The sequence below is a fragment of the Paenibacillus marchantiophytorum genome (assembly GCF_014640555.1).
In the GTDB taxonomy this organism is placed as follows: domain Bacteria; phylum Bacillota; class Bacilli; order Paenibacillales; family NBRC-103111; genus Paenibacillus_E; species Paenibacillus_E marchantiophytorum.
Window position 1 is genome coordinate 111,934 of record NZ_BMHE01000018.1, and the last position, 23,181, is coordinate 135,114.

Annotated in this window: 20 protein-coding genes and 1 pseudogene; 6 read left to right on the forward strand and 15 right to left on the reverse strand. The window is 39.4% G+C overall.

From position 1 onward, the window contains the following. Window positions 1-76: 76 nt before the first annotated feature. From rplI to IEY34_RS18160, 4 genes are read right to left on the reverse strand one after another with little or no spacing between them, the layout of a single operon-like run. Window positions 77-526, reverse strand: coding sequence for a 50S ribosomal protein L9 (gene rplI / locus IEY34_RS18145; RefSeq protein ID WP_189013715.1), 450 nt, complete (start codon window positions 524-526; stop codon window positions 77-79). Further along, on the reverse strand, window positions 523-2,484 hold the full coding sequence (locus IEY34_RS18150; protein ID WP_189013717.1) for a DHH family phosphoesterase: 1,962 nt from the start codon (window positions 2,482-2,484) through the stop codon (window positions 523-525). Before IEY34_RS18150 ends, rplI begins: the two co-directional genes overlap by 4 nt. A 19-nt stretch (window positions 2,485-2,503) precedes the next feature. Next, on the reverse strand, window positions 2,504-3,418 hold the full coding sequence (locus IEY34_RS18155) for a DUF2232 domain-containing protein (protein ID WP_189013720.1): 915 nt from the start codon (window positions 3,416-3,418) through the stop codon (window positions 2,504-2,506). 6 nt (window positions 3,419-3,424) lie between these two features. Next, window positions 3,425-3,736 carry a MazG-like family protein gene (locus tag IEY34_RS18160; RefSeq protein ID WP_189013722.1) on the reverse strand — a complete coding sequence of 104 codons (312 nt, stop codon included), beginning with the start codon at window positions 3,734-3,736 and terminating at the stop codon, window positions 3,425-3,427. A 204-nt stretch (window positions 3,737-3,940) separates the two neighbouring features. Between IEY34_RS18160 and IEY34_RS18165 the strand changes: the two genes are divergently transcribed. The 4 genes from IEY34_RS18165 (at window position 3,941) to IEY34_RS18180 (ending at window position 10,644) form a co-directional block, all read left to right on the forward strand. Beyond that, window positions 3,941-4,990 (forward strand): ABC transporter substrate-binding protein, encoded by a 1,050-nt coding sequence (locus IEY34_RS18165; protein WP_189013724.1) that lies wholly within the window; start codon window positions 3,941-3,943, stop codon window positions 4,988-4,990. A gap of 19 nt (window positions 4,991-5,009) precedes the next feature. Further along, on the forward strand, window positions 5,010-6,752 hold the full coding sequence (locus IEY34_RS18170) for an ABC transporter permease (RefSeq protein WP_189013726.1): 1,743 nt from the start codon (window positions 5,010-5,012) through the stop codon (window positions 6,750-6,752). Then, the gene (locus IEY34_RS18175) at window positions 6,749-7,783 is read left to right on the forward strand and encodes an ABC transporter ATP-binding protein (RefSeq protein WP_189013728.1); all 1,035 of its coding nucleotides are present in this window, start codon (window positions 6,749-6,751) and stop codon (window positions 7,781-7,783) included. Before IEY34_RS18170 ends, IEY34_RS18175 begins: the two co-directional genes overlap by 4 nt. 104 nt (window positions 7,784-7,887) lie before the next feature. Then, window positions 7,888-10,644: an S-layer homology domain-containing protein gene (locus IEY34_RS18180; RefSeq protein WP_189013729.1), complete on the forward strand. Its 2,757-nt coding sequence runs from the start codon at window positions 7,888-7,890 to the stop codon at window positions 10,642-10,644. Window positions 10,645-11,034: 390 nt separating this feature from the next. Here IEY34_RS18180 and rpsR read toward each other — a convergent pair whose 3' ends face one another. The 6 genes from rpsR to IEY34_RS18210 all read right to left on the reverse strand — a co-directional run bounded on the left by rpsR (window position 11,035) and on the right by IEY34_RS18210 (window position 17,054). Then, a complete protein-coding gene (rpsR, locus tag IEY34_RS18185; protein ID WP_029196139.1) occupies window positions 11,035-11,322 on the reverse strand; it encodes a 30S ribosomal protein S18 in 288 nt (95 codons plus the stop codon). Between the two features lie 740 nt (window positions 11,323-12,062). Beyond that, complete coding sequence (locus tag IEY34_RS18190) at window positions 12,063-12,425, reverse strand: type II toxin-antitoxin system RnlB family antitoxin (RefSeq protein WP_189013731.1); 363 nt, start codon at window positions 12,423-12,425, stop codon at window positions 12,063-12,065. Between the two features lie 28 nt (window positions 12,426-12,453). Then, the gene (locus tag IEY34_RS18195) at window positions 12,454-13,515 is read right to left on the reverse strand and encodes a type II toxin-antitoxin system RnlA family toxin (protein WP_189013733.1); all 1,062 of its coding nucleotides are present in this window, start codon (window positions 13,513-13,515) and stop codon (window positions 12,454-12,456) included. Between the two features lie 22 nt (window positions 13,516-13,537). Continuing rightward, window positions 13,538-14,461, reverse strand: coding sequence for a ribonuclease H1 domain-containing protein (locus tag IEY34_RS18200; protein ID WP_189013735.1), 924 nt, complete (start codon window positions 14,459-14,461; stop codon window positions 13,538-13,540). 54 nt (window positions 14,462-14,515) lie between these two features. Continuing rightward, window positions 14,516-15,826: a hypothetical protein gene (locus tag IEY34_RS18205; RefSeq protein WP_189013737.1), complete on the reverse strand. Its 1,311-nt coding sequence runs from the start codon at window positions 15,824-15,826 to the stop codon at window positions 14,516-14,518. A 235-nt stretch (window positions 15,827-16,061) separates the two neighbouring features. Beyond that, on the reverse strand, window positions 16,062-17,054 hold the full coding sequence (locus IEY34_RS18210; RefSeq protein ID WP_189013740.1) for a DGQHR domain-containing protein: 993 nt from the start codon (window positions 17,052-17,054) through the stop codon (window positions 16,062-16,064). A 145-nt stretch (window positions 17,055-17,199) separates the two neighbouring features. Between IEY34_RS18210 and IEY34_RS18215 the strand changes: the two genes are divergently transcribed. Next, complete coding sequence (locus IEY34_RS18215; protein WP_189013742.1) at window positions 17,200-17,553, forward strand: helix-turn-helix domain-containing protein; 354 nt, start codon at window positions 17,200-17,202, stop codon at window positions 17,551-17,553. A 200-nt stretch (window positions 17,554-17,753) separates the two neighbouring features. Here IEY34_RS18215 and IEY34_RS18220 read toward each other — a convergent pair whose 3' ends face one another. The 4 genes from IEY34_RS18220 to IEY34_RS18235 are packed head-to-tail and all read right to left on the reverse strand — an operon-like array spanning window position 17,754 to window position 22,292. Next, window positions 17,754-18,197 carry a hypothetical protein gene (locus IEY34_RS18220; protein WP_189013744.1) on the reverse strand — a complete coding sequence of 148 codons (444 nt, stop codon included), beginning with the start codon at window positions 18,195-18,197 and terminating at the stop codon, window positions 17,754-17,756. Then, window positions 18,194-19,783, reverse strand: a complete 1,590-nt coding sequence (locus tag IEY34_RS18225; protein ID WP_189013746.1) for a tyrosine-type recombinase/integrase — start codon at window positions 19,781-19,783, stop codon at window positions 18,194-18,196. The genes IEY34_RS18220 and IEY34_RS18225 overlap by 4 nt, the downstream gene beginning before the upstream one ends. Beyond that, a complete protein-coding gene (locus IEY34_RS18230) occupies window positions 19,776-21,167 on the reverse strand; it encodes a tyrosine-type recombinase/integrase (RefSeq protein WP_189013748.1) in 1,392 nt (463 codons plus the stop codon). Before IEY34_RS18230 ends, IEY34_RS18225 begins: the two co-directional genes overlap by 8 nt. A gap of 27 nt (window positions 21,168-21,194) precedes the next feature. Beyond that, complete coding sequence (locus IEY34_RS18235) at window positions 21,195-22,292, reverse strand: tyrosine-type recombinase/integrase (RefSeq protein WP_189013750.1); 1,098 nt, start codon at window positions 22,290-22,292, stop codon at window positions 21,195-21,197. A 284-nt stretch (window positions 22,293-22,576) separates the two neighbouring features. Here IEY34_RS18235 and IEY34_RS18240 point away from each other — a divergent pair, with 284 nt between their 5' ends. Further along, entirely contained in the window at window positions 22,577-22,765 is a 189-nt protein-coding gene (locus IEY34_RS18240; RefSeq protein WP_189013752.1) for a hypothetical protein, read from the forward strand. Window positions 22,766-23,028: 263 nt separating this feature from the next. Here the strand turns inward: IEY34_RS18240 and IEY34_RS36865 are convergent. Beyond that, a pseudogene (locus IEY34_RS36865) lies at window positions 23,029-23,181 on the reverse strand (IS4 family transposase); the annotation flags it as partial.

A 23,181-nucleotide genomic window follows, 5' to 3' on the forward strand; every position in this document is an offset into this window, starting at 1 on the left:
TCATATCTTGCTGGATATTTGGCTGACAATAGATAAGAGCCCCCTTAGGGACTCTTATCTATCCATCTATCTTTTCTTACTTCTCTTCCGTCACTTGTACGTTCAAGCTAGCTGTTACTTCACTGTGCAGTTTAACGGGAACTTTCGTTACGCCTAGCGTACGAATCGGATCTTCCAAAACAATTTTACGTTTATCAATCACGATTTTATATTGTTTTTCCAGAACTTCAGCAATTTGCTTGCTAGGAATCGCTCCGAACAATCGCCCGCCTTCGCCAGCTTTGGCTTTGATTTGAACGGTCATTTCGCCTAGCTTCTCGCCTAATGCTTGTGCGTCTGCTTTCTCTTGATCCTTGCGGCGCTGCTCGGCTTTCTTCTGGTTATCAAGCACCTTCACAGAGCCGTTTGTTGCAGGAGCTGCAAGTCCTTGGGCGATCAGGAAATTCTGTGCGTAACCCTCAGATACCTCTTTCACTTCACCTTTTTTACCTTGGCTCTTCACGTCTTTCAGAAAAATTACTTTCATTCGAAAAGTCCCTCCTCTTCTTCTATATCCGCTAATACTTTCTTCAATCGGCTCGTTGCATCTTCTATGGTGCCATCAATCTGAGTAGCCGCATTCGTTAAATGGCCCCCACCGCCCAGACGCTCCATGACCAATTGGACATTCATTTGCCCTAATGATCTGGCGCTAATGCCAATTAATCCATCTGGTCGTTCCGCAATGACAAAGGAAGCCATAATATTCGTCATATTCAACAATGTATCAGCAACTTGCGCAATCATCAACTGAGAATATTTATGATTTGACTCCGCAACAGCCAGCGCGACGTGTTCATAGATCGTTTCTGTATGTTTAATGACTTCCGCGCGTTCGAGATAGGAATCGAGATCTTCCTTCAATAGTCGCTGAATGAGCGCCGAATCCGCGCCGTTGCGGCGTAGATACGAAGCGGCTTCGAAGGTTCTGGCCCCTGTGCGGAGACTGAAACTCTTCGTATCGACCACGATACCTGCGAGCAGCGCCGTCGCCTCCAGCACTTCCATCGTCAACTTCTCGTTAATGTACTGGAGCAGTTCCGTTACTAACTCGCACGTAGACGACGCGTAGGGCTCCATATAGACGAGCGTTGCGTCATGGATGAACTCCTCACTGCGGCGATGGTGATCGACCACCACGACCCTGTGCGTCTGCTGCAGCAGCTTGGGCTCGGCAACCATCGATGCTTTATGCGTATCTACGACTACCGCCAGAGAGCGCTGGGTCGTAATCTGCATAGCCTGCTCCGGTGTGATGAACCAACGATGCAGCCGCTCATCCGCGGCAATCGTCTCCATCACTTTCTGGATGGACGGATTGACGCCCTCCAGCACGATGTAGCCTTCTTTGCCTACAACCTGCACCGCTTTTAAGACACCAATGGATGCCCCAATGCAGTCCATATCCGGAAACCGGTGACCCATAATGATCACCTTGTCACTATCTTTCATCAGATCGCGCAGCGCATGCGAGATGACCCTCGCCCTGACGCGTGTCCTTTTCTCCACGGCATTCGTTCGACCGCCATAGAACGACAGCCGCTGTCCAACCTTAACCGTCACTTGATCGCCGCCGCGGCCCAGTGACATATCCAGACCCATTTGAGCCATTTGTCCAAGCTCCATGAGCTGTTCGGTGCCTGAGGCAATCCCGATACTTAGTGTCATCGGCAGTTTATTTTCAATCGTCAAATCGCGCACATCATCCAAAATCTCAAAACGCGTCTGCTCCAGAGAACGCAGTGCCTTCTGGTCGAGCAGAATCAGGAAACGATCGGAGGACGTTCGGCGCAAATAAACTTGGTGCTTCTGCGCCCACTCCGTAATCTCACCAGTTACCTTAGCGAGCATAATACTGCGCGTCTGATCATCCAATCCTTGTGTCGATTCTTCCAGATTATCCATCATTACGATGCCAATCGCTGTTTTCTCATCTTCGTATTTCTTCGCCAAATTCGCTTGCTCCGTTATTTCCCGGAAATACAGCAGCCGCTCTTCAGGCTTAATCCATACTTGATAGATAAACTTGCCGATGGACATCTCGAGCTTGTCGGTCTTTTCCTTTTTGCTTTTCAAGTCAGGCAAATAGTCGTATAGCGACTCTCCGATGACCGAATCCTGCTCCAGCATTTTAGCCACAAAAGGGTTATGCCACTCAATGCGCTTCTCTTCATTATATAAAATAATTCCGATAGGAAGGCCGCTCATCACTTCATTGCCTGCTTTTTTCACTCGATGTGTGATCGTCCCGACGTATGTGTTCAGCTCTCTACGAAAAGCCGTCTCTGCTTGCAGCGTAAAGTACGCCATGATCCCGCAAACTAGAAAGGCTGTAAGGCCCAACCACCATTTGAACATATAAATAGTCGCTGTCATGACGATGAGCAGTACAAAAATCCACACGATGTGTTGACCGTGCCATCGCTTTAAAAGGAACTTCGGCATTCGAAACTAGCTCCTAATCCTATAAATTTTTCTTGAACCGTTCACGGATTGGAAACGCAACATCAAATACCCCTAATAAGCTGTATACGATAAAAAGTGGAGGCATGAAACAAACGATAAGTATTCCCACAATCGGCAAAATCGGTTTCCACTTGTTGGCGTGCGCGACAAAGAATAAAAAGCAAATCGCTTGAATCGTGAAAGCCAACATAAGCAGCGGCATCGCATTCATCAACAAAGTGGAAATCAAAGAGTTGGAATTCGGATCCGTAAATAAGTCTAAAACAAACACAACCAGGTAGATCCAGACAAGCGATTTCTGCAGCATCCACTCGCGCATTGGGCGCAGTCCGGGAATTCCTTCCCCTGTCTTATTGAGCAACCACCGGGTAATCCCATGGGTGACAAAGGTGTAGAACAGAGCTACAAAAATCAAATACAGAGGGATTACTTGCACAATGAAACTTACATACCAGTCTTGGTCCTTAGGCAATACTTCTTGAATGCTTGCTGGCATACTAGCAATGCTATCCATCATGAACGTCTTGAATTTGGCAACCGGATTAAATCCTAGCGAGAACCCGATCAGGAGACTCATAAGCGATTCAGCCAGAATCGTAATAATACCGGCTGTCAGCACCGATCTTGCAGCTGCTTTGCGTTTATATAAGTTACCCATGACAAGAACTGGCGGCAGCAGAAACAACGATAATGAGATCAGCGTAATGCCATGCCACTGGGTTAATAAATAAACGACGAGCAAGCTAACGACATAACTGATAACGAACCGTCTCGTGCTTGATTTCACGTACAACATTAGAACTGGAATGATTAAAAAACTAAATGTGAAAATAATAAAAGGCGTCATTAAAGATAGCAATGAAACAACCGTCACTGCGCTCCATATGATGCTTTGCCAATTTCGATTCCCCAACCGGGCTCACCTCTTACGTAAATGTTCTTCAAGCGATGAAATGTCGCCGTACCAATCCTCAAGTTGATGGCCCTCTTGGCGGTGCTTCTTCATTTTCTCAACGATAGCTTCGTCTAAACTGCGATAGGAAATGCCTAGTCTTCGTCCCAAAATATAGCTGCTCGAGATTAAACTGGCTAGACCATCTACAATTTTCACCTGGCTGCCTTCCCAAATCCCTTTGAGCAGCTGTGCTACATGATCTACGACTTCTGTCTTGAGCCATTCAATGACTTTGGCCCGTCTGGCTAGGTCTACATCCTTTTCCCTATTCAGCAACCGTCATCTCTCCCCACCCAACAAAGACTATGGTGTCAATTATACCACAAATAGGTACAAGAAAAGAAAACCTCTACGAACGGTGTGGATCCTCAACTGCCGGAGATTCCCTCACGTCATGTTTACAAACTAGGAATCCACAGTTAACAGCCTTCTGACAAATGCTTTATATACTAAAAATAAAAGATATTTAGGGAGAGAACCATGTTGATGAAAAAAGGATCTATCATAGCTAGCTTGGCAGTACTACTCGTAGTAAGCGGCTGCGGTGCAAAAACGGCTCAACCATCTCCTTCCCAAGGAGCTCAGGCGACTCCGCAAGCAACAGCAGCGAAAGTTTCAGGGAAGCTGACGTTCTATACCTCCCAACCCGAAGATGATGTAACGAAGCTAATCGCCGCATTCAATAAGAAATATCCCGATGTGAAAGTAGAAAACTTCCGTTCTGGAACGGAAGAAGTAACGGCGAAAATCCAGGCCGAGAATCAGGCCGGCAAAGTGCAAGCCGATGTGCTTTTACTCGCTGATTCTGTAACCTTTGAAGGTTTAAAGAAACAAAGTCTGCTAGCCTCTTATAAATCACCGGAATTAGCGAAAATTCCAAAAAATCTGGTTGATCCAGAGGGTATGTATGCGGGAACGAAAGTTATGGCAACCGTTCTTGCGATTAATACACAAAAAGTAAAGACAATACCAACCTCTTGGAAAGTACTTTCCTCTGCGGAGAGCAAAGATGCAGCTATCATGCCAAGCCCGATCTACTCCGGTGCTGCTGCTTATAATTTAGGCGTATTGACTCGCACAGACGGATTCGGTTGGGACTATTATAAAGGCTTAAAAGCGAACAATATTTCCGTTGTCAAAGGAAACGGAGCTGTGCTTAATGCTGTAGCCGCTGGAGAAAAATCGTACAGCATGGTCGTTGACTATCTGGTAGCCCGTGAGAAAGCCAAGGGTTCTGCGGTTGATTTGATCTACCCTACAGAGGGTGTCCCGGTTATTACAGAGCCTATCGGCATCATGAAAAATGCAGCCAATGAAAAAGCAGCGCAAGCTTTTGTCGACTTCGTATTATCCGAAGATGGCCAAAAATTAGCTTCCGATATCGGCTACACCCCCATTCGTGAAGGTGTTCCGGCTCCAAAAGGTCTCAAAAGCATCTCCGAACTCAAAGTAATCTCCTCTGACATAACCAAACTGACAGAAGCTCGTGACGCAGACAAGAAACAGTTTACTCAGTTATTCGGACAATAAGAAGCGGAGCACATAAACAATGATCGATTCAAAGAAAATTCAGATTGCGAGGGAGGAAGTCGGGATCAAACCTGCACTCCTCCCCTTTTTTATGAAAAGAGCCGCTATTCTGTTAACCGTCATCTTGCTTGTTGTGTTCTTTATCATACCCATTGCTAAATTAATCTATTTAAGCATGCAAAGCGGAGCTGGTCTAACCTTAACGCATTATATGGAAATGCTGCAGCAGGACAGACTGTGGAAAACGCTCAAAGACACATTCGTTATCGTTGCTGGCTCCTCCCTGTTATCCATTGTCCTAGGCGTCTTGTCGGCTTGGTTCATGGCTTATACCGATCTTAAACATAAGAAACTACTTCATATGGCTATTTTGCTTTCCTTTATACTGCCTTCTTACGTCTTAACCTTATCTTGGTCTTCCTTCATGGGCACGCAAGGAATTGTAGCTAATCTTCTGCACCTTTTTAATCCTGATGCTAAACCATGGAGCATGTACAGCTACGGCGGCATTATTTTCGTAATGGGTATTCATCATTTCCCGCTTGTTTATTTATTGACGGTTGATGTGCTCAGAAAAATTCCTCGGGATCTAGAATGGGCAACAAGAGCAAGCGGCGCCGGAAGATGGAAAACATTTTATCTGGTCACCCTCCCCTTGTCTTTACCTGGTTTAACCGCTGGTGGACTGCTAGTATTCCTGGCTTCGTTAGATAATTTCGGAATTCCAGCCTTCCTCGGCATTCCCAAAAATATATCCGTATTAAGCACATTGATTTATGAGGAAATTATCGGTTTTGGTCCTTCCGCTTTTGCAAGGGCAGCCGCTTTATCCGTTATGCTGGGCATTATCGCCGTCATTGGTACACTTCTGCAATGGCTTTCCGTCAAAAAAATCAAAGCAGTGGATACCGTTATGATCGATAACAGTCCACGCCACTTGCTTGGAAAGCACAGATCATGGATAACCACGACCATCTGGGCGTTTCTCGCTTTGATTACTGTGGTGCCGTTAAGCTCCATGGTTGCGATCTCCTTAAAGAAAGCCTATGGGCTTCCTTTTAAATCCGTCAATTTGACGCTTGCCAATTATCATTACATCCTGCTTGAGAATCCGAAAGTATGGCAATCCATTACAAACAGCTTCATGCTTTCTGCGACAACCTTGGTCGTTTGCTTAGTACTCGGATCCCTGATTGCTTATGTTCGCGTACGCAAGCCTTCGTGGATAACCAAAACGACAGAGCTAGCTGTCGCCCTTCCTTATACATTGCCTGGAATCGTATTTGCCTTGTCCATGATATTCGCATGGATGGAACCGATACCTGGCTGGAATCCCGGCGTTTATGGGTCCATTCGTATTTTATTTATTGCTTATGTCTGCCGATTTCTTATTTTGCAGGTCCGCGCAAGCATTACAGCTTTTATGCAAATCGATGCCTCCATGGAAGAGGCCGCACATATTTTCGGCGCTGGTTTTTGGCGGAAATGGACATCCATCCTACTACCGCTACTGCTTCCGGGACTGTTAAGCGGAGCGTTTCTGGTCTTTTTGACAGCTTTCACGGAACTAACCGTATCCGCACTGCTATGGTCGACCGGCTCTCAGACGATCGGTGTTACGATATTCAGCTTTGAGCAGGCTGGTAATACTCTGTATTCAACGGCGCTATCCAGTTTAATTGTCATCTTAATCGTTCTAGGCATGTTCATTCTTCATCTGTTTGAAAAGTTTCAATCCAAAAAAGGAGTTCAGCAGCCATGAGCATTCAAATCACCAACGTTAGTAAAAAATTCGGAAGCTTTCAAGCGCTGAAATTATTAAATTTATCGATCGCCGAAGGCGAATTCGTTGCCATTCTAGGTCCATCCGGCTGCGGTAAAACAACCCTGCTGCGCATGCTTGCCGGATTTGAACAGCCTACAACTGGAGAAATCCAGATGAATCATACTACGGTAGCGAAGCCAGGCTTTAGTCTTCCTCCGGAAAAAAGAAGAATCGGCATGGTCTTCCAGGCCTTCGCCTTGTGGCCGCACCTGAATGTCACTGAGCATGTCCGGTTTCCGATCCGTCATCATAAAGAGACGCCAGCTTCTATTAAAAGCAGGGAGCAGGATCGTATTACCGAAGTACTTCAGATGGTCGGCTTGTCACAGCACGCTTTACGTATGCCTCATGAGCTGTCTGGCGGCCAAAAGCAGCGGGTCGCTCTGGCTAGAGCGATTGCTTCTGAACCTTCCCTGCTGTTGATGGACGAACCGCTCAGCAGTTTGGATGCCATGCTGCGCATGGATATGCGTCGTGAGATTCAATCCATCCACAGGCAGACCGGAACTGCTGTTGTTTACGTGACCCATGATCAGGGCGAGGCTCTGGCCATGGCAGATCGAATCGTCGTCATGAAGGACGGACAAATTGAGCAGATCGGTACTCCACAAGACATTTATTTGCGACCGCAAACGGAGTTTGTTGCCAAATTTGTTTCCAAAGCCAATTTGGTCCGTGGCCGCTGGCATAACGACTTGTTTGCACCGATAAGTTCTGATGGAACCGTCCAGTGGCATGGCAAACAAGTAGCTGACTACTTTAGAGCGACTGGTTTATATCCAGTTCGCCCCGATCAATTTCAATTGACCCCTTCCCATCAGTCAGGTATTCAGGGTGAGGTTGTTAATGTGCAATTTCAAGGAAGGGAATTCCATTATGTTATCCGCTCCGAAGACGGCCAGTGGGAAATCAGTTCCCCGCTCCATTTTCAACTGCATGACAAAGTATCCCTCGGATTATCCTGTTAGTTGTAGTTTTTTTACAAAACACTTCAACAATTCAGCATGTAAATTTACAGTTCACCTCTATACTTGTATCGATACCATACTGCATTGGAGGGAATTACAACATTATGAACAGCAAACTGAAGCCTTTCATTTGCACCTCGTTCGCTTTTTTAACACTAGCTCAGAGCTTGGTGACGGCGTCTGCAGCCGACAACACGCCATCCGCCAATTCAACCGGGAGATGGATGTCCGGTGAGTACCACACCCATACCGTACAGTCGGCTGATGCGTCAGAATCCTTTATGAAATTGGAAAATGTGCTTGATGCTGCGTTTCGAGAGGATCTCGATAAGAAGTCTGCAGAATCGGTCACTTCGCTGACGTACGGCAATCCATTCGATTACATCGCGCTTGCCGACCATCTACGCGATTCGCCGAGAGACCCGGATGGCAACAACAAGGCCACTGCACGTTGGGAAGCGATTAAAGATCAACAGGACAAGCTTAAAGCGCTCCAAGCTGCCGGCAAATATAAAGGCAAACTCATTTTCTCCGGCTTCGAATGGGATATGATGGGTTTGGATCACGGTTCTGTCGGCATTATTGATTCCAATAGTAATGAAGTGCCCGTCGATGCGATTCACCAATTCGAGTGGTTGTATAGCTACGATACAACTCCAGGGATGTTTCACGCCAATGAGGCCACTCTTTGGGGAGCAAGGCCAACAAAGAATGAGTTGAAACCTGATAAATCTAAAACCCTAGAAGCTATTGAATGGCTGGGAAAGAAATATCCGGAGAGCTATGTGTTGCTTAACCATCCGTCCAGACATAACGGCGACAGCTCGGGTGTTGTCACAATCGAGAACATTCGCAAGATGAACGATGCTGCTCCTGACATTGTGTTTGGCATGGAAGGGTTGCCAGGTAACCAGATGGCAGCCGGCAAGAACAGATCGGAATTAGCTGACATCTACGGCGGAGCCGACGTCATGGTCGGCAAGATCGGCGGCATGTGGGATGCTTTGTTAGGCGAAGGCCGCCGCTTCTGGAATTTCACCAATTCCGACTTTCATTTTAAGGTGAGCAGCAATCGGAATTATTCCAGCGGCTATTGGCCTAGCGAGTACTCGCGGAATATCACTTGGGTCGAGGGCAATACCTTTAAAGATGTTGTAGAAGGTATGCGCTCAGGGAAGTCCTTTGCCGTTTATGGCGATCTTATCGATGCGCTTGATTTTAAGGCAACCGGGGATGGCAGTCAGGCTGATATGGGCGGGAACCTGCAAGTGACCGAAGGGGATCTGACAACGATCAGTATTCGCTTCAAGAGCCCGGAACACAACAACTATGCGTCAATTAGCCCTCATAATACTTCGGTCACGAATGATGTCAAAGTCGATCATGTCGATCTGATCTCCGGAGAAGTGACCGGCAAGCTCGATGTAGGTCAATATGCTAGCAATACAACAAATGCCACGACGAAAGTCGTTAAACGTTTTACGAAAAACGATTGGGGCCAGCCGGATGCCGAGGGATATTACACGATTTCCTACAAGGTGCCTGCGGATAAAAACCGTTATTATCGTCTGCGCGGCACGAACCTTGGTACAGACGTTGCAGGCTTCACCACTAATGGCGAGCCGCTGCAGGATCAGTCATTTGATTATAGCGGCAGCGTAACGCCGGAACAGAACGAAGAACGCTTTAACAATATTAATGACCGCAACTATACAGGCTTATGGTTTTATTCCAACCCGATCTTTGTTAATGTCGCTGCGCTCAGCGACGAGCAAGCTATCAACGATACGATTGCGACTGTATCTTCAACGCTTGGCGACACGAGTGCGATTGTCGCTAACGTTCCGCTCCCTTCCGTAGGGCAGCATGGCACTCAGATCGCATGGAAAAGCAGCAACGAGAATATCATTCGCATCGACAAGAATAACGCGATCATTACACGCCCATCTTCCGGCTCGGGGGATGCGAATGTCACACTGACTGCAACGGTATCGCGCGGCGACCAAAGCAAGGATAAACGGTATACTTTTATCGTAAAAGCTTACCCTTCTAGCGGTTCGTCAGGAGGAAGCAGCTCCAGCAAGCCGAATGTATCCGTAACCGGTGTCGGAGGGACGGTAGTTGCCGATTCCAATGGCAATGCTACGATAACGCCTGATAAAGGTTACCAGGTTAAAGATGTTACAATTAATGGAGTATCTAAGGGAGCGCTCACGCAATTGACGGGTCTGAAATCTACCGATCAAGTTGTTGTGACCTTCGAGAAAATTCCGGAACAACCTGAAAAACCGACCGAGCCAACGAAGCCTGCTAGACCTACTTTTAATGATATTTCGAATCACTGGGCGGCTTCATCCATCAACTACGTTGTGGAACATTCGTTGTTCAGTGGAACCGCTGCAAATACGTTTAGCCCTGACACAACAATGACTCGCGGCATGCTGGTCACGGTAATACACCGCTTAGCCGGCAAACCAGAAGCAGGGGCTAATCGTTTCGAAGATGTGAATGCAAATGACTATTACAGCGATGCGATCGCTTGGGCCAACCAGAATAACATCGTGAATGGGATTGATCAAACCCGTTTTGCCCCAAATCAATCTGTTACTCGGGAACAACTTGCACAGATCCTTTTCAATTATGCAAAAGCAAACAAACTGAATGTCAGCGCGAACCAGTCATTAGAGACTTTCACGGATGCGAAAAAAATCTCTACGTGGGCAGTTGATGCGATGAAATGGTCTATAAGCAACAATTTGCTTTCCGGCAAAGGTAACGACATCCTTGATCCAACGGGTGAGGCATCGCGTGCTGAAGTCGCAGCAATCATTAATCGCTTCATGGTTACTTTCAAGATGTAATCCAAAGTAAATTCGGAATGAGCGCCCCCTCTAGAATAATCAGTTGGCAAAACCCAGTTGGGTTAACCAATGAGTTCTGGAGGGGGTGTTTTCATTTTTCTCACTTGTCTATACCAATTTTATTTACAATATATAATATTCCGATAATCGCTGAATAACAGAAGTAATTTAAGATCATTTATCACTACTAGCGTGGCATTAATTTTTCTCGAAGTAGAAAAATAACCAAAACTGGACCTATTCTGGTGTATAGTTTCGGCAGCCCTTTGTTGATACTCATACTATTCTTTCCCTGCTATTAAAAAAGTCTCAGACGCTTCATGTTTTTCCTGATCTGAAATTCTTACAAAAAGCAAAAACAGCCGGTTTCCCGACTGTTCGTGGTATAGACTATTCTGTTGTGTAAGGCAACAATGCGATTGTACGGGAACGCTTGATAGCGATCGTCAATGCACGTTGGTACTTAGCGGAAGTACCAGTTACACGTCTAGGAAGAATCTTCCCGCGCTCGCTGATGAACTTCTTAAGAGTCTCAATGTCTTTATAGTCAATGTGTTTAATTTTGTTAACTGTGAAGTAACAAACCTTACGACGTTTGCCTTTACCGCCTTTGCCACGAGGAGCAAATTTGCGATCGCCGCGATCTTCACTATTGTTATCTCTTTTTTGGAAAGCCATGTGTTTGTTCAGTCCTTTCTACATTTAGAATGGCAATTATGACTGGCGAACTATGTATAATCTGAGTCATGATGCATCTTTTCAGCAATAAATTACTTTTCCTGTGAAATCTTTATTTTACAAAATTAATCGGCAGTTTATTTTATTAAATTTTCAAGGTTCAGTAATCTTTACAAAGTAGCTCCATCAAGTTTGTAACTATAACTCCAATCGTTAAAAAAATCAACGTAATACGCTCATTTAAATTTAAGAAAGATCATTTTAAAGCTCAAGTAATTCTACTGTTCTTTATACTCCACTGGTTATTCAAAACGTCTTTAACTGAGTTAGCTCTTCACGGCTTCTCAATAATGTTTTAGTTAAACTTGTAGGTTTTTACCGTTACACAGTCAACTCCACTCCAGAAGTTACCCAGGGGTCTACAGACTTAGCCTTTGGCGCCTTCGGATTTCATTTTATCTAGGAGACTCATCCGACTAAATCGCCTCAAACCCAATTCTTGTACCTACTTTTTCTCGTGCATTTGAATCCGGCTTCCTTTAGATTCTGTTTAACAGCAAATACAATTGCCCTTGGCTACCGTAGGCTGCTCGCCAGCCCACGTTCGGGACTTTCATCTTAGAGTTCATTTCCCCATGCTGGGCGTACAAGGAAAAGACTTCTCCCCGAGGAGAGAAGTCTTTTCAAAGAGTTTATACAAAAGATTAACAGAGCCGCTAATTTGAGTCTGAATTCTGTGTTTAAATACTGATTCCTCTTGATAACATATTTATTTGAATAGAACTCAACACTGAATTGTTCAAATAATCTTTGTGCTCCATTAGATAGGCGCTTGAAATTTTTCTTAAATCATCTTTTTTTTCAACTTTCAAGTTTTTAAACGATGATTTTTTTACCTCATGACCATCAAAATACGCTTCATAAAACCGATCAGAAGAATTACCAGAACACAATAAAAAATCAAATATAACTTTACAAGAATAATTAGGTAATAACTCTTGATTTATTGAAGTTAAATAGGATAAGGGAGTTTCATACGATGTAGAAATAACAAAGAACTTATATTCATTATTGTCAATTTCTAATACATCATAATTTTTCATGTTCATCCACTCCCTTCAAAGTCATTGTTTATATTATATAATATTCGTTTATAATATGAAAAGTATTTATTATTAGTGACTTGGCTTCACCTATATTTTCAATTATTCTTGTTTGATCAATTGCCTCGCTTGGATCTGCCCAATGAAACAAAGAATGCCTATTTCGATTAAAATAATTATAAGCATCTTCCAGATGATTTTTTTTGTTACTCACTAAGTGTTGGAATTGTGGGTCTAATATATACTTACCCATATTACCCTCTGGTTTAAACATAGTAAACCTATTATTTTCCATCTTTATCCCATGAATTTCTAAATTGGCCTTTAAATGGCCTTCTAGAGCTTTAAATGCAGGAAACGCCAAATATGAATAATCAAACATATCGCCTTCAAGTTGTAGGTTGTAAATCGCTTGATGTAGAACCTTTTTTATTTTAATTGAATGCTTATCATGACAATCGGGGAAATATGATATATAAAGATGCTCAATATTACTTTTTTCAATTTTTACTTCATAGTAATCATTAAACACAGATGAAAGTTCGTCTAAATCAATTAATTCGGTTAAATACGACACAGTAACATTAAATAAAAGCAATGGCCTTCCCTGAATCATCACTTTATTAGTCGTTTTATAATAATGTATTACAAGATCTTCATTGTAATTTCCTTTAAATCTGTGGATTTCGTTTGAGTGTCTTATTTCAGAGCTATATCCCTTTGTATTTTCGCTCTGTATTAATTCTAAAATAACTTTGAAATCTTCATAGTTAATATTAGGAGCCACAAAATACTTACTCTTTGAATGAATATCTCCAATAGCACAGTCTGGATCTTCAATCAAGAACTGAGAAATTTGCTCTTTTATTTCACGTTGACTGCCACCAGTAATATCAATAGTTGTAGTACCTTTATTTAAATAGTGAAAGTCAATATAAAACGAACTAGACACTTCAGGAGTAATAGTAACTCTTCTACGAGGCCCGCTAACTTCGTTAATATCTGATACCATTGCACTTATCCCATGTAAATCTAAATATTTTATTATAGTTGGACGTAGTTTATCCCTGTTTAAATTAAGATTTTTCAAATTTAATATCTCCTTTAGAGTTTTATAAAATAGATAAATAAAAATTACTTACTTCTCCACTTTTATCTATTAATTCACAGTGTATTTTCATCTCATCTAAATTAAAGCTAACTTTAGATGTATTTATTTGTGTTACATCTTTTCCTGATTTTACCCATAATTCTTTTGCCAATTTTTTAAGTTTACTTTCTGTAATTTCGTAATTTGAAACTTTAAATAAAATAAGATTTTTAGCTTTTTCTTTTTTATACATTATCTTGTTAAACAAAGCTAAATCAACAGGGTCACTCTGAGTTAACTCTCTGTCACTTTTTATACTTTCAGCATTTTCTATTGCATTCTTAGCTAATGAATCAACTATTTCATTGTATTTATCTCCTGAATGTGCCTTAACTTTTTTAAATGATATTTTTATAATATTTCTATTTTCAATAATAAAATTTTTATAATATTGGGTTCCTTCTTTATTTGCTTTCCACAATCCATTTGCCCATTTTTCAATTCCTTCATAATCATAATGAATAATAATTTCTTCGTATTTTTCTTTAATTGCCCATTTGATTGCTTCCATTGCACCTAATAATTCACCTGCAACGTTTCTCATACTAATGTTATCTTTATTATTGCCGGTTCCTGAAATTGTTGTTTCCTTGCCATCTAAAAACACACACGCATATGAAAATATTTTTAAATTCTCTGAGTAGCTGCCATCAACATATGCCACAATTACATTTCTCTTCAAGTCATTGTCTTGATTATTTAAGTCCGTAGGAACTATAAGTAGATTATCATCTTCTTTTAAATATTTTTTTGCATCAATTAAGGATGCAAAGCTTTTATATTCTGCACCACTGTAACCATCGATTTGGGCTTTACATTTATCCCATGTTTCAAATATTCCAGTAAGTCTTCCCTTTTTAACCGAATAATATTTTTTTGTCGACAATATATTACCTACTTTCAATGTATTTTTTATAAAGTTAGTCCCTATTCAATTTTGTTAACTAATTGCTTTAATATTGATAGCAATCTCTGAGCTTTGATTTTTTTTTTGATCGAAACTTTCCTGTAACCAAAAACTAACTCTGATATTTACTTCAAGCACTAAATGCTTAGCCTTAAAATCTTTCTTATAAAAGAAATACGATTTTCCGTTATCCGCTTTTATAAACCCTTTATTTCCTTCAGGTAGTATTTTAGTGATCGTCCCTGTTAGTACGACTTGTGATGAAGCTTTTAATTTCTCCCACAACTGTTTTATATTTCTCTCTATTTGTTTTAAATCTCCTTTTTTACTTCTGTCGATATTATGTAAACTTAATAATGAAAGCAATTCATTATCGATATTCCATCCCTCATTCATTCGAATTTGATAAACAAACTCTGTATGAATTTTGGATTCATCCATTTTATTCAATTCTAAAAAAGATTTAGCCATCAATAAATAAAGATTAACTTTTTTATCATGGTCACCAAAATTAAGTGCTGCATCTAAAGTAAATTTCACAACCTCCTCTAGATCACCCATATTATAGTAAATTTTAGCAATATCAGTTTGAAGATAATATTCTCTTTTCTTTAAAAGTAATTCCTTTAATTGATTAATGCCTAACTGCACATTACCCATAGCAATATGACATTGAGCAACATCTCTCTTTACATGAAAATCATTATTATAATGGTATTTATGGATTTGGTTAAAAAAGTATTCAGCTAACGCAAGGCAATTTTCGTAATGACCTTCTTCATATAAAGCTTCTATTTTATAACGCAAATAAGTTTCTTTCTCAGATGCGTATTCAGTCAATTTAACATTTGGGTTACTATTAATCCCAGGTTTATCGCTTAATTTTTCGGCTTCTAACTTATTGCTCCAATTTAAAACTTCTAAATATCGATTATTTTTTTTATAGTATTCCATAACTTTCATAACTATCTTGTTATAAATTGAATAAGCATTACCTTGACTATAGTTTGATACTACTATCTCCGCTGTTCGAAGAAACTTCTTTTCATCTGTAATACTTTTTACATAATAAAACTCAGATATTGCTCTATTTAAATTTCGTAGTAACAAGTCATTATTTACTTGTAAGTCATTCTTTAAAATTTTAACTTCGTTACTAATCTCAATGGCAGAATAAATTTTATTAGTTTTTTCTAGGCAAAAGGCATATCCCCATCCAATCCAAGGATTCTTAATTTCAATATCTTCTTGCCAAAGTTCTTGATAAATTGGAAGCGCTGATTCATATTTTTGTTCTTTTCTGAATTGATCGGCTTGGCTTTTCTTTGACTTAACGTCACTCATATGAATACTCCATTTTATGTAGATAATTTAATTGATAAATTTCAAACACATTAAGTCTTATATGCTTTTTATATCATCTATACATTTCAAAAATACACCATTTTATTATTAATTATAATACTTAAGGTAATATTTAACAATCGACAAAAATTGCTATAATTAAATGTTAGTTTTTACAAAGAATAGTCACAATAAATATCTTCTACTCAAATAAAAAAGGAACAAATGCTCCACATTATGCGGTGAGCATTTGTTCCTTTAAGTCTGTAGCTAAAGTTCTAGATCCACTCATGCCTTTTAAGTACTTAAGTGGACCCTGTGAAGACCAATCCAACGACAATCTTCTAACATACCTCTTAATAGCCGTCAGATCGACGTGTTTCTTGCCCTCTGCCATACATTTTAACAGCACATGGTTACCAGCTATAGAAAGAGCATCCAGACAGACAATATGCGTTAGTCGAAACTCCTTATAGTCTGACCATTCTGAATTATACATTTGTCTAATTGTATCATAGTAAATCATAGCGACTGCTAACTTCTCTTCTTTTGATAAGCTAGATATTCGATAGTCTGCTGTAAGTAGATGAAGTGTTCTATAAACGTTCTGGAGCGTTATATGGCGCCCTTTACTACGTTTTCCAATTATACTTCCAATATTATAGAATGGACTTTCCTTACGCACCATGAGCTCTGTAGCGACCCAACTAATGTCATCTGAGTCTCTCCGTAAAAATTTGCTAAGTGAAGGGCCTATTCCCTTAGCTTTCGTGTTTATTGTATCGAATAGTTTAACTTCCTCATCCTCATCCAATGAATGAAACGCCAGAAACGGAACATTTAAATCAGAGTTTGTTACACGCGTGTACTTTTCTATGCCTCCCATTCGATGTTGGCCATCCATTAGAGAGGCCTTTCCTTTACAGAATAGTCGACCATAAGATGGACGCTGTCGGTCGTAACAAGCAAACTCCCAATTCGAGGCAGCATTTAATAATGTAGGAGTAAAAAGAGCATCCTCACCCTTTGATAAATAGTCTGCGAAATCCTCGCACCTTTTTGAATCTACTGGGCGTTGATATCCTTTTCCTGAAGGCAAGTCATAGGGTTTTACATAAATAAGTTGTATCCCAACTGATGCAGGAAAATGACTTTGATATGCTACTTTGCCACGCATCTTACATTGAAGTACATTTTCAATAACAATCTGATTTGGTAGTAAATTCATGCTATCTGCCCCTTATTTTATTTATTAATATATTTCTCTTTAAATATAGATCTTATAACATCTAAAATCAATTGGTTATATATGTTATAGGTATATTTAACTTAGGTGTCCACTTACTTAAGCTGATAAAGAAGGTGGTGACCTCTTGCTTAAGTTATCAGTTCATGTCGGTGCAAGAATAAGGGTTTTTCGAAAAAATAGAGGGCTTACTCAAGAGCAATTAGGTGAGAAAGTACAACAACCTCAATCTTACGTAGGTGCAATAGAACGTGGACAGAAAAATATATCCTTAGATACACTTGAGCGAATCGTAGATGCTTTAGAAATTCGTCCAAGTGATTTGTTTAATTCATACAATGGATTACAATCAAAAGAACAAATAGAAAAGGATAAGTTAATTGATTTCTTAACTCATTTGCTCCAAAGCCGTCATCTTAGGGAAGTAGTAACCGTTAAAAGGTTGATTGAGGACGTCCTAAATGCGTATGATGCTAAATAAGCTTCTTCTTAAAAAGGCTATGATAAATTCAAAGACATCGCTTCGGGAATATTGTAACTCTGCGTAATCAGGTATTTAACACCCCTATCTATTTAAGCAAAAAAAGCTTAATCAGGCCTAACTAATGTCCTGATTAAGCTTTTTTCTATATTGAAGCTCCCTAATAGTCTGTTTCCGCGCAGGCTATTTGGGTTCAATTCCTAGATGAATCTCTTTTCACTTAAATTGACTACCTTATCTAGCCTAATGCTATGTATGGTTTCCAAGAGAGCCACTTGTCTTTGTTCCAATTCAGTAATTCTCTGAGTCAGTATAACATTTTGTTCTAGCAGTAGTTTTTGTTCCTCAATTAATGTTTTGTTTTGCTCCCTTAGTTTTGTATATCGGATTTCTTGGGTCGCTTTGGGTTTCTTCTCAAATTCCTGGGGACTTAATTTTTCTTTCTTGATTGTGATAGCTTCTCGCACTTCTTCCATTAGGTCAGGGCGATTGTAAAGCGTTCTACGGCTAATTTCAGCCTTCTCTGCTACATCAACCAAGGTGAATTGCTTACTACCTCGTTTAAGCGTTTGTAAGGCATTCTTTACCTTCTCAGTCGTTCGAGATCTGTTAAGCTCAGCTAAATTCAATTTATTCTCAATCATTCAACTGTCACCGCCGCTTCTTGCCTAACTTTAAACATTTGTTGATTTACTGTTTTGGATTTTAGATCCTTTATATAATGCTCCAATCTCCCTGCCTGATATCGTAATTTGGACGTGTATATATTTTTATCATCTTCAGTAGTTGAATTAAGTTCTCTATTGATTCTAACTAAACGAGATTCATATTGGTCGAGCATGTTGCTTGGGGCTAAAAAATTATTACAACCTAAACACACTCCATCTTGAGCACAGGGCTCTCCCCGAAGAGGATGATGGAGACATAAGCCATGAGGTAAAATCTCAATTTTCATTGCCTTACGCATCTTTTCAATTTGATCTGTTGTTTTCCCTTTGAAAGGATTTTCTTCGCTTTCAATAGCCTCTAAAACTACCTTATTCGTTCCAGATACAGGCATATCCCCTGATAGTACATCTACCATCACCTTTTTCAAATGTTCTTCTAGATGACTGTACGTTTCTGTCATTTGAATTGATTCATGATTCAACATCTCAGCTACATCGTAAATCGGCATTCCTTTTTTTAAGGCATACGTAGCAAAAATATGTCTAAAATAATGACTGGATAAATTGAGGAGTTTTCCTGTATTATCTCGTATATCATGCTTTGCAATAAATGGCTTAATACGATTCTTTGTCCAATTGCTAAATGATGCAATAACGACTTTTTTCTCGTTATCTTGATCTAAAAAAAAATACGGCATCCCCGATTTTTCCCTTAGAGTTTTTGTATACTCTTCTAAGCGTTTAATTGCCGTTACAACCAATTCATTAGCTGGCCGTAATACTTTAGTAGCTTCCTTTTTGGTTTTACTTGTTGTATATTCAATCTGCATTTCACCACCAATAACAATCAAACATCCTTCTTTAATTGTAACTGCTTCGCTGATCCTTATCCCAAGTTGGCTTTGTAAAATGATACTTGCCCCCGTAAGAACTTCTTCTTCTTCTTGAGCCAACTCAATAATTTTTTCAACAAGCTCTTCTTCGGGTAATACTTTATCTGATTTACCGAACTTCGTATCTTCTTTAATACGCGGGCTTTGAATAATTTTTTCCTGATAGATAGCTGCAACATAAGATGTGTTATGATAAACTTCCCAATCTCTGACCCCACCTCTAATAAGCAACTCTTTTACTACTTGAGCTGATTTTTTAATTGTTTGCCCATTTAAAAGTGATCCGTCCCGTTCGCTGGTTGCCTCAAGCAAATAATCGTAATAAAGAATTAATACTTGGCGGGAGAAATCTTTAAAGGAAACTACATACACGTTTTTCTCGATAAACTTTCGTAATTGGTTAAATGCTGCAAGTTTTCTTTTGACTGAATTTAGACCTACTGTAAGTAATTCACTCACAATATAAAACTTTATAGTCTTTTGAAGATAAGGCCATTTATTAAAACCTGTAAAATCTAATCTGAATTTTGCATCATTCCAGTGAGGTGCATTAATAAAGCCTTTAAAATCCCACACATCATCTAGGAAGTAACTATTTCCACATCGAAAGTTCTCATCACTTTTGTCTGGATGATAATCCACAACTAAATTTTGCTTTTCTTCACTCATCAATACCAACCAACCTCTCCAAACGTGAAATAATATCGACTAATGCTTCTTCAGTCTCATTAATCAGATAGTCAGTGCCAATAAAGTGATCTTCTTTATATTTACTCTTATCTTCACGAATTCTTCGTAAATGGTCCTGGTGAATCTCAATGAATTCTGGAGTTGTAACAAATTTTGGACAAAACAAACATGCATTAGGCTGTTTACAATTTACCACCTTTTCTTTAATGGGACGTGCACATACTCCATCCGGTAATTGTGCCATTAATCTTGTTTTTGTATCTAGCTTAATATCTTTCTCACCTGAAACGAGTTCTACTTTATCTACAATCATACCTATAAAACCCAATTTTTTATAAGATTGAATTAGCTTATTATTTCGAACCTTTGCATATAGCCTTGTAGAGTGGAGAGATTCATGCCCAAGGTATTCCTTAATCTCGAAAGGACTCATACCATTTGCAAGCATATCCGTGGCAAGTGTATGACGGAATTGATGATAGTGCAGATCGTAAAGTTCCCCATGCATATGACATATATTAAATTTTTTTACGAATTTATTTTTTAACCAGGTTCTAGCGTAATATTGTTGCAAATGATCCGTTCTTTTGCGTCTTTGTAAAGGGCGCACAAATAATCGATCTGTTTTTAATTCTTCGCGATATACAGATGTGTGATCCTTTAATCTTTCAATTACATCGACTACTTCCTTACGTACTGCAATATACCGTTCTGTTTCATTTTTCTCACTGATAACCTCAAGCAGTGGTTTACCAAAAAAATCTTTGGAGATACTATTTTCTTTAAGCATTAGAGCTTCAGATATTCTTACCCCTGTATACATACAAATAGTTAACAAGCATGCCAGAAGAACCAATTCATAATCATTTTCTTGAAGTAACTGTTCGATTCCACCTTTAATTTGTTCCATTACTTGATCAGGGATAATCATACTTTTTAATGTATCTTCAGTCTGTAACATTCTAAACTCTGTGCGATCAAATAATTGAACTTGAGGGTAGCCCTTTAATTCAAATACCTGCCCATAGTTTATAAGATGCTTTAAGGCGGATAGAATAACTGCTCTTGTTGATGGTTTCTCTACTTCCATAAGGAGAAAAAATATAAACTTTTCAACAATTCTAGGTGTAATATCTGCAAAGGTTTCCATAATAATTTCGTTCTCGTCCAAATAATTGAAAAAATGCCTTAGACTATAATTGTATCTATGTAAAGTTGAGACTTTAAGGTTTCCAATTTCTAATGAATCTCTTGTATATCTCTTAACCTCATCCTTAATCCATCCGTTTGGCAAAAAGTCAAAATTAAATACATAATCTGGTAGATCCTCATTTGCCTTTAGTACCCATGAATCACTATCCATATCAAGAAATTGAACTATATTACTCAGTTAAATAACATCCTTTCGTGCATTCAGATACCGTTCATATGACAAGATTTGCGTTTCTAGCGAAGGTTTCGAATATTTCGTAGTTGTTTCAATACTTGCATGGCCAAGACGATCTTTTATTACTAAAATATCTAGTCCCATATCTGCCAAGTTTGAAGCATGAGTATGTCGTAATGCATGCGGTGTGCATTTTACTTTAGAATTGAACGAAACCAATGAGAAAAAATCTTCTACTGCATTTCTACTTATTGGACAGCCCTCTGTTTTGCCATGATGCGAGACAAATATATACTTTATATCCTCCTTTTGAGGTCGAATACTCATGATGTAGTCATCTACTTCTTTTAGAAGACCTGTCGTAACAGGAATTGTACGCTCTCCTGTTTTAAGTTGCCTTTCTTCATCTACCTCTTCTCGATCAATTAGATAAATATTCCCTGTTTTTTTATTAGGTTGTGGATACTCCACATCATCTAGCTGCAAATGAAGTAGTTCACCAATTCTCATCCCAGTTTCATACAATACTTTAAATATTAATTTATTACGAATTAGCAAATCAGTATCATCATTCCAAGCTAAATCGATGCTATTGTAAAACCCTAGTGCTTGTTCCGCAGTTAGACGCTTCTTATCTATTTTCTTTTTTTTCTTTCGTTTAAAATAATTCCTTACATTTCTTGTCAAAGGGTTTGTTATATGCTTTAAATAACTCTTATTTGATTCGGGATGCTTCCATTCGGTTTGTATTTTTAGTACTGGATTCTCTACATTCCATCCCATCAACTCATGATGCTTATAAAATGAGCTCAGTGTTGCCATATAGCGTGATAATGTGGCAGGAGATACTTTTCCTCGAAAATGCCTTGTATCAATAAACTTAATAAAATTTTTCAGGTCCCTTGGTGTGACATCGTAAAAATTGTTTCCGGCAATAGCTAACCACTCATAAAATGCTTTTAGGTCTCTTAAATAACTCCTTACTGTATTTAATGAATTCCCCTTTTGTAATAAAGTATCTGTAAAATCTAAAACTTCTGGTACGATTATCATTTTTTCGTTAACAAGTACTATGTTATTCATTGTTTTTTTTATTTTCATACTTGCTCCTTCGGTCTATAAGATTTAGTACTAATAATCGTATTTAACATTTTCTTTTTAAATTTCTACATCTTACGTACACTAACAGTAAATTCTTAGTACTATCTGATACAAGGCATGTTTAAATCCAATAATATAATCTCAAAATACATATTACAACCTTTTTTTTACATTAAATATATTACTTAACTAATATGTTAATTAATATATTACTTAATATATTGCTTATTATATTGCTGAATATATTACTGAATATATTCAGTTTGCTAAAAAGAGATTTTCTGATGGATTTGATCATCAATTATTTCAATTATTCAGCCATCCTTTTCTTAGAGTTAGCTCTAGCCGAAACAATGGTTACACAGTGGCTGTCGAATCGTTGGATTGTTATTACCGAGCATGGAGGCCCTGGATTGATGCAAATTAAGGAATGGCCGTTGCATACTCTGCAGCAAGAATATGTTCGGGTGTAAATCCAATGTGCGGGAGTATAGCTTGCTAATCTGATGAGTAGAGACAGCGTACATCCAATGTCGCCTATCCCCTCTTCACACTAAGCCTAAAGGCTTACTCGAATTGTTTCCCTTTGGTCATCTTGTTCGTTGAAAAAAATTTAGACTGACCCCTATAAATAAAACAGAGGTAGCCTAGGACGAAACAATAAAGTCCTAGACTACCTCTGTTTTATTGAGCTATCGTTCTGCGTAATGAATAAATTCAATCTGTTCCTCTTAACTCAAACTTCGCAGCTTGAAATGGGCAGGTAAGCCTTAAGATAACTGGGCAAACCGGCGATCCATTGTTGGAGTTGACTTTTAATCAATTTTGAGAGCTTTTTACTTGCCTGTGTGGCTACTTCATTGATCAAATCAACGAGTTGTTGCAAGGC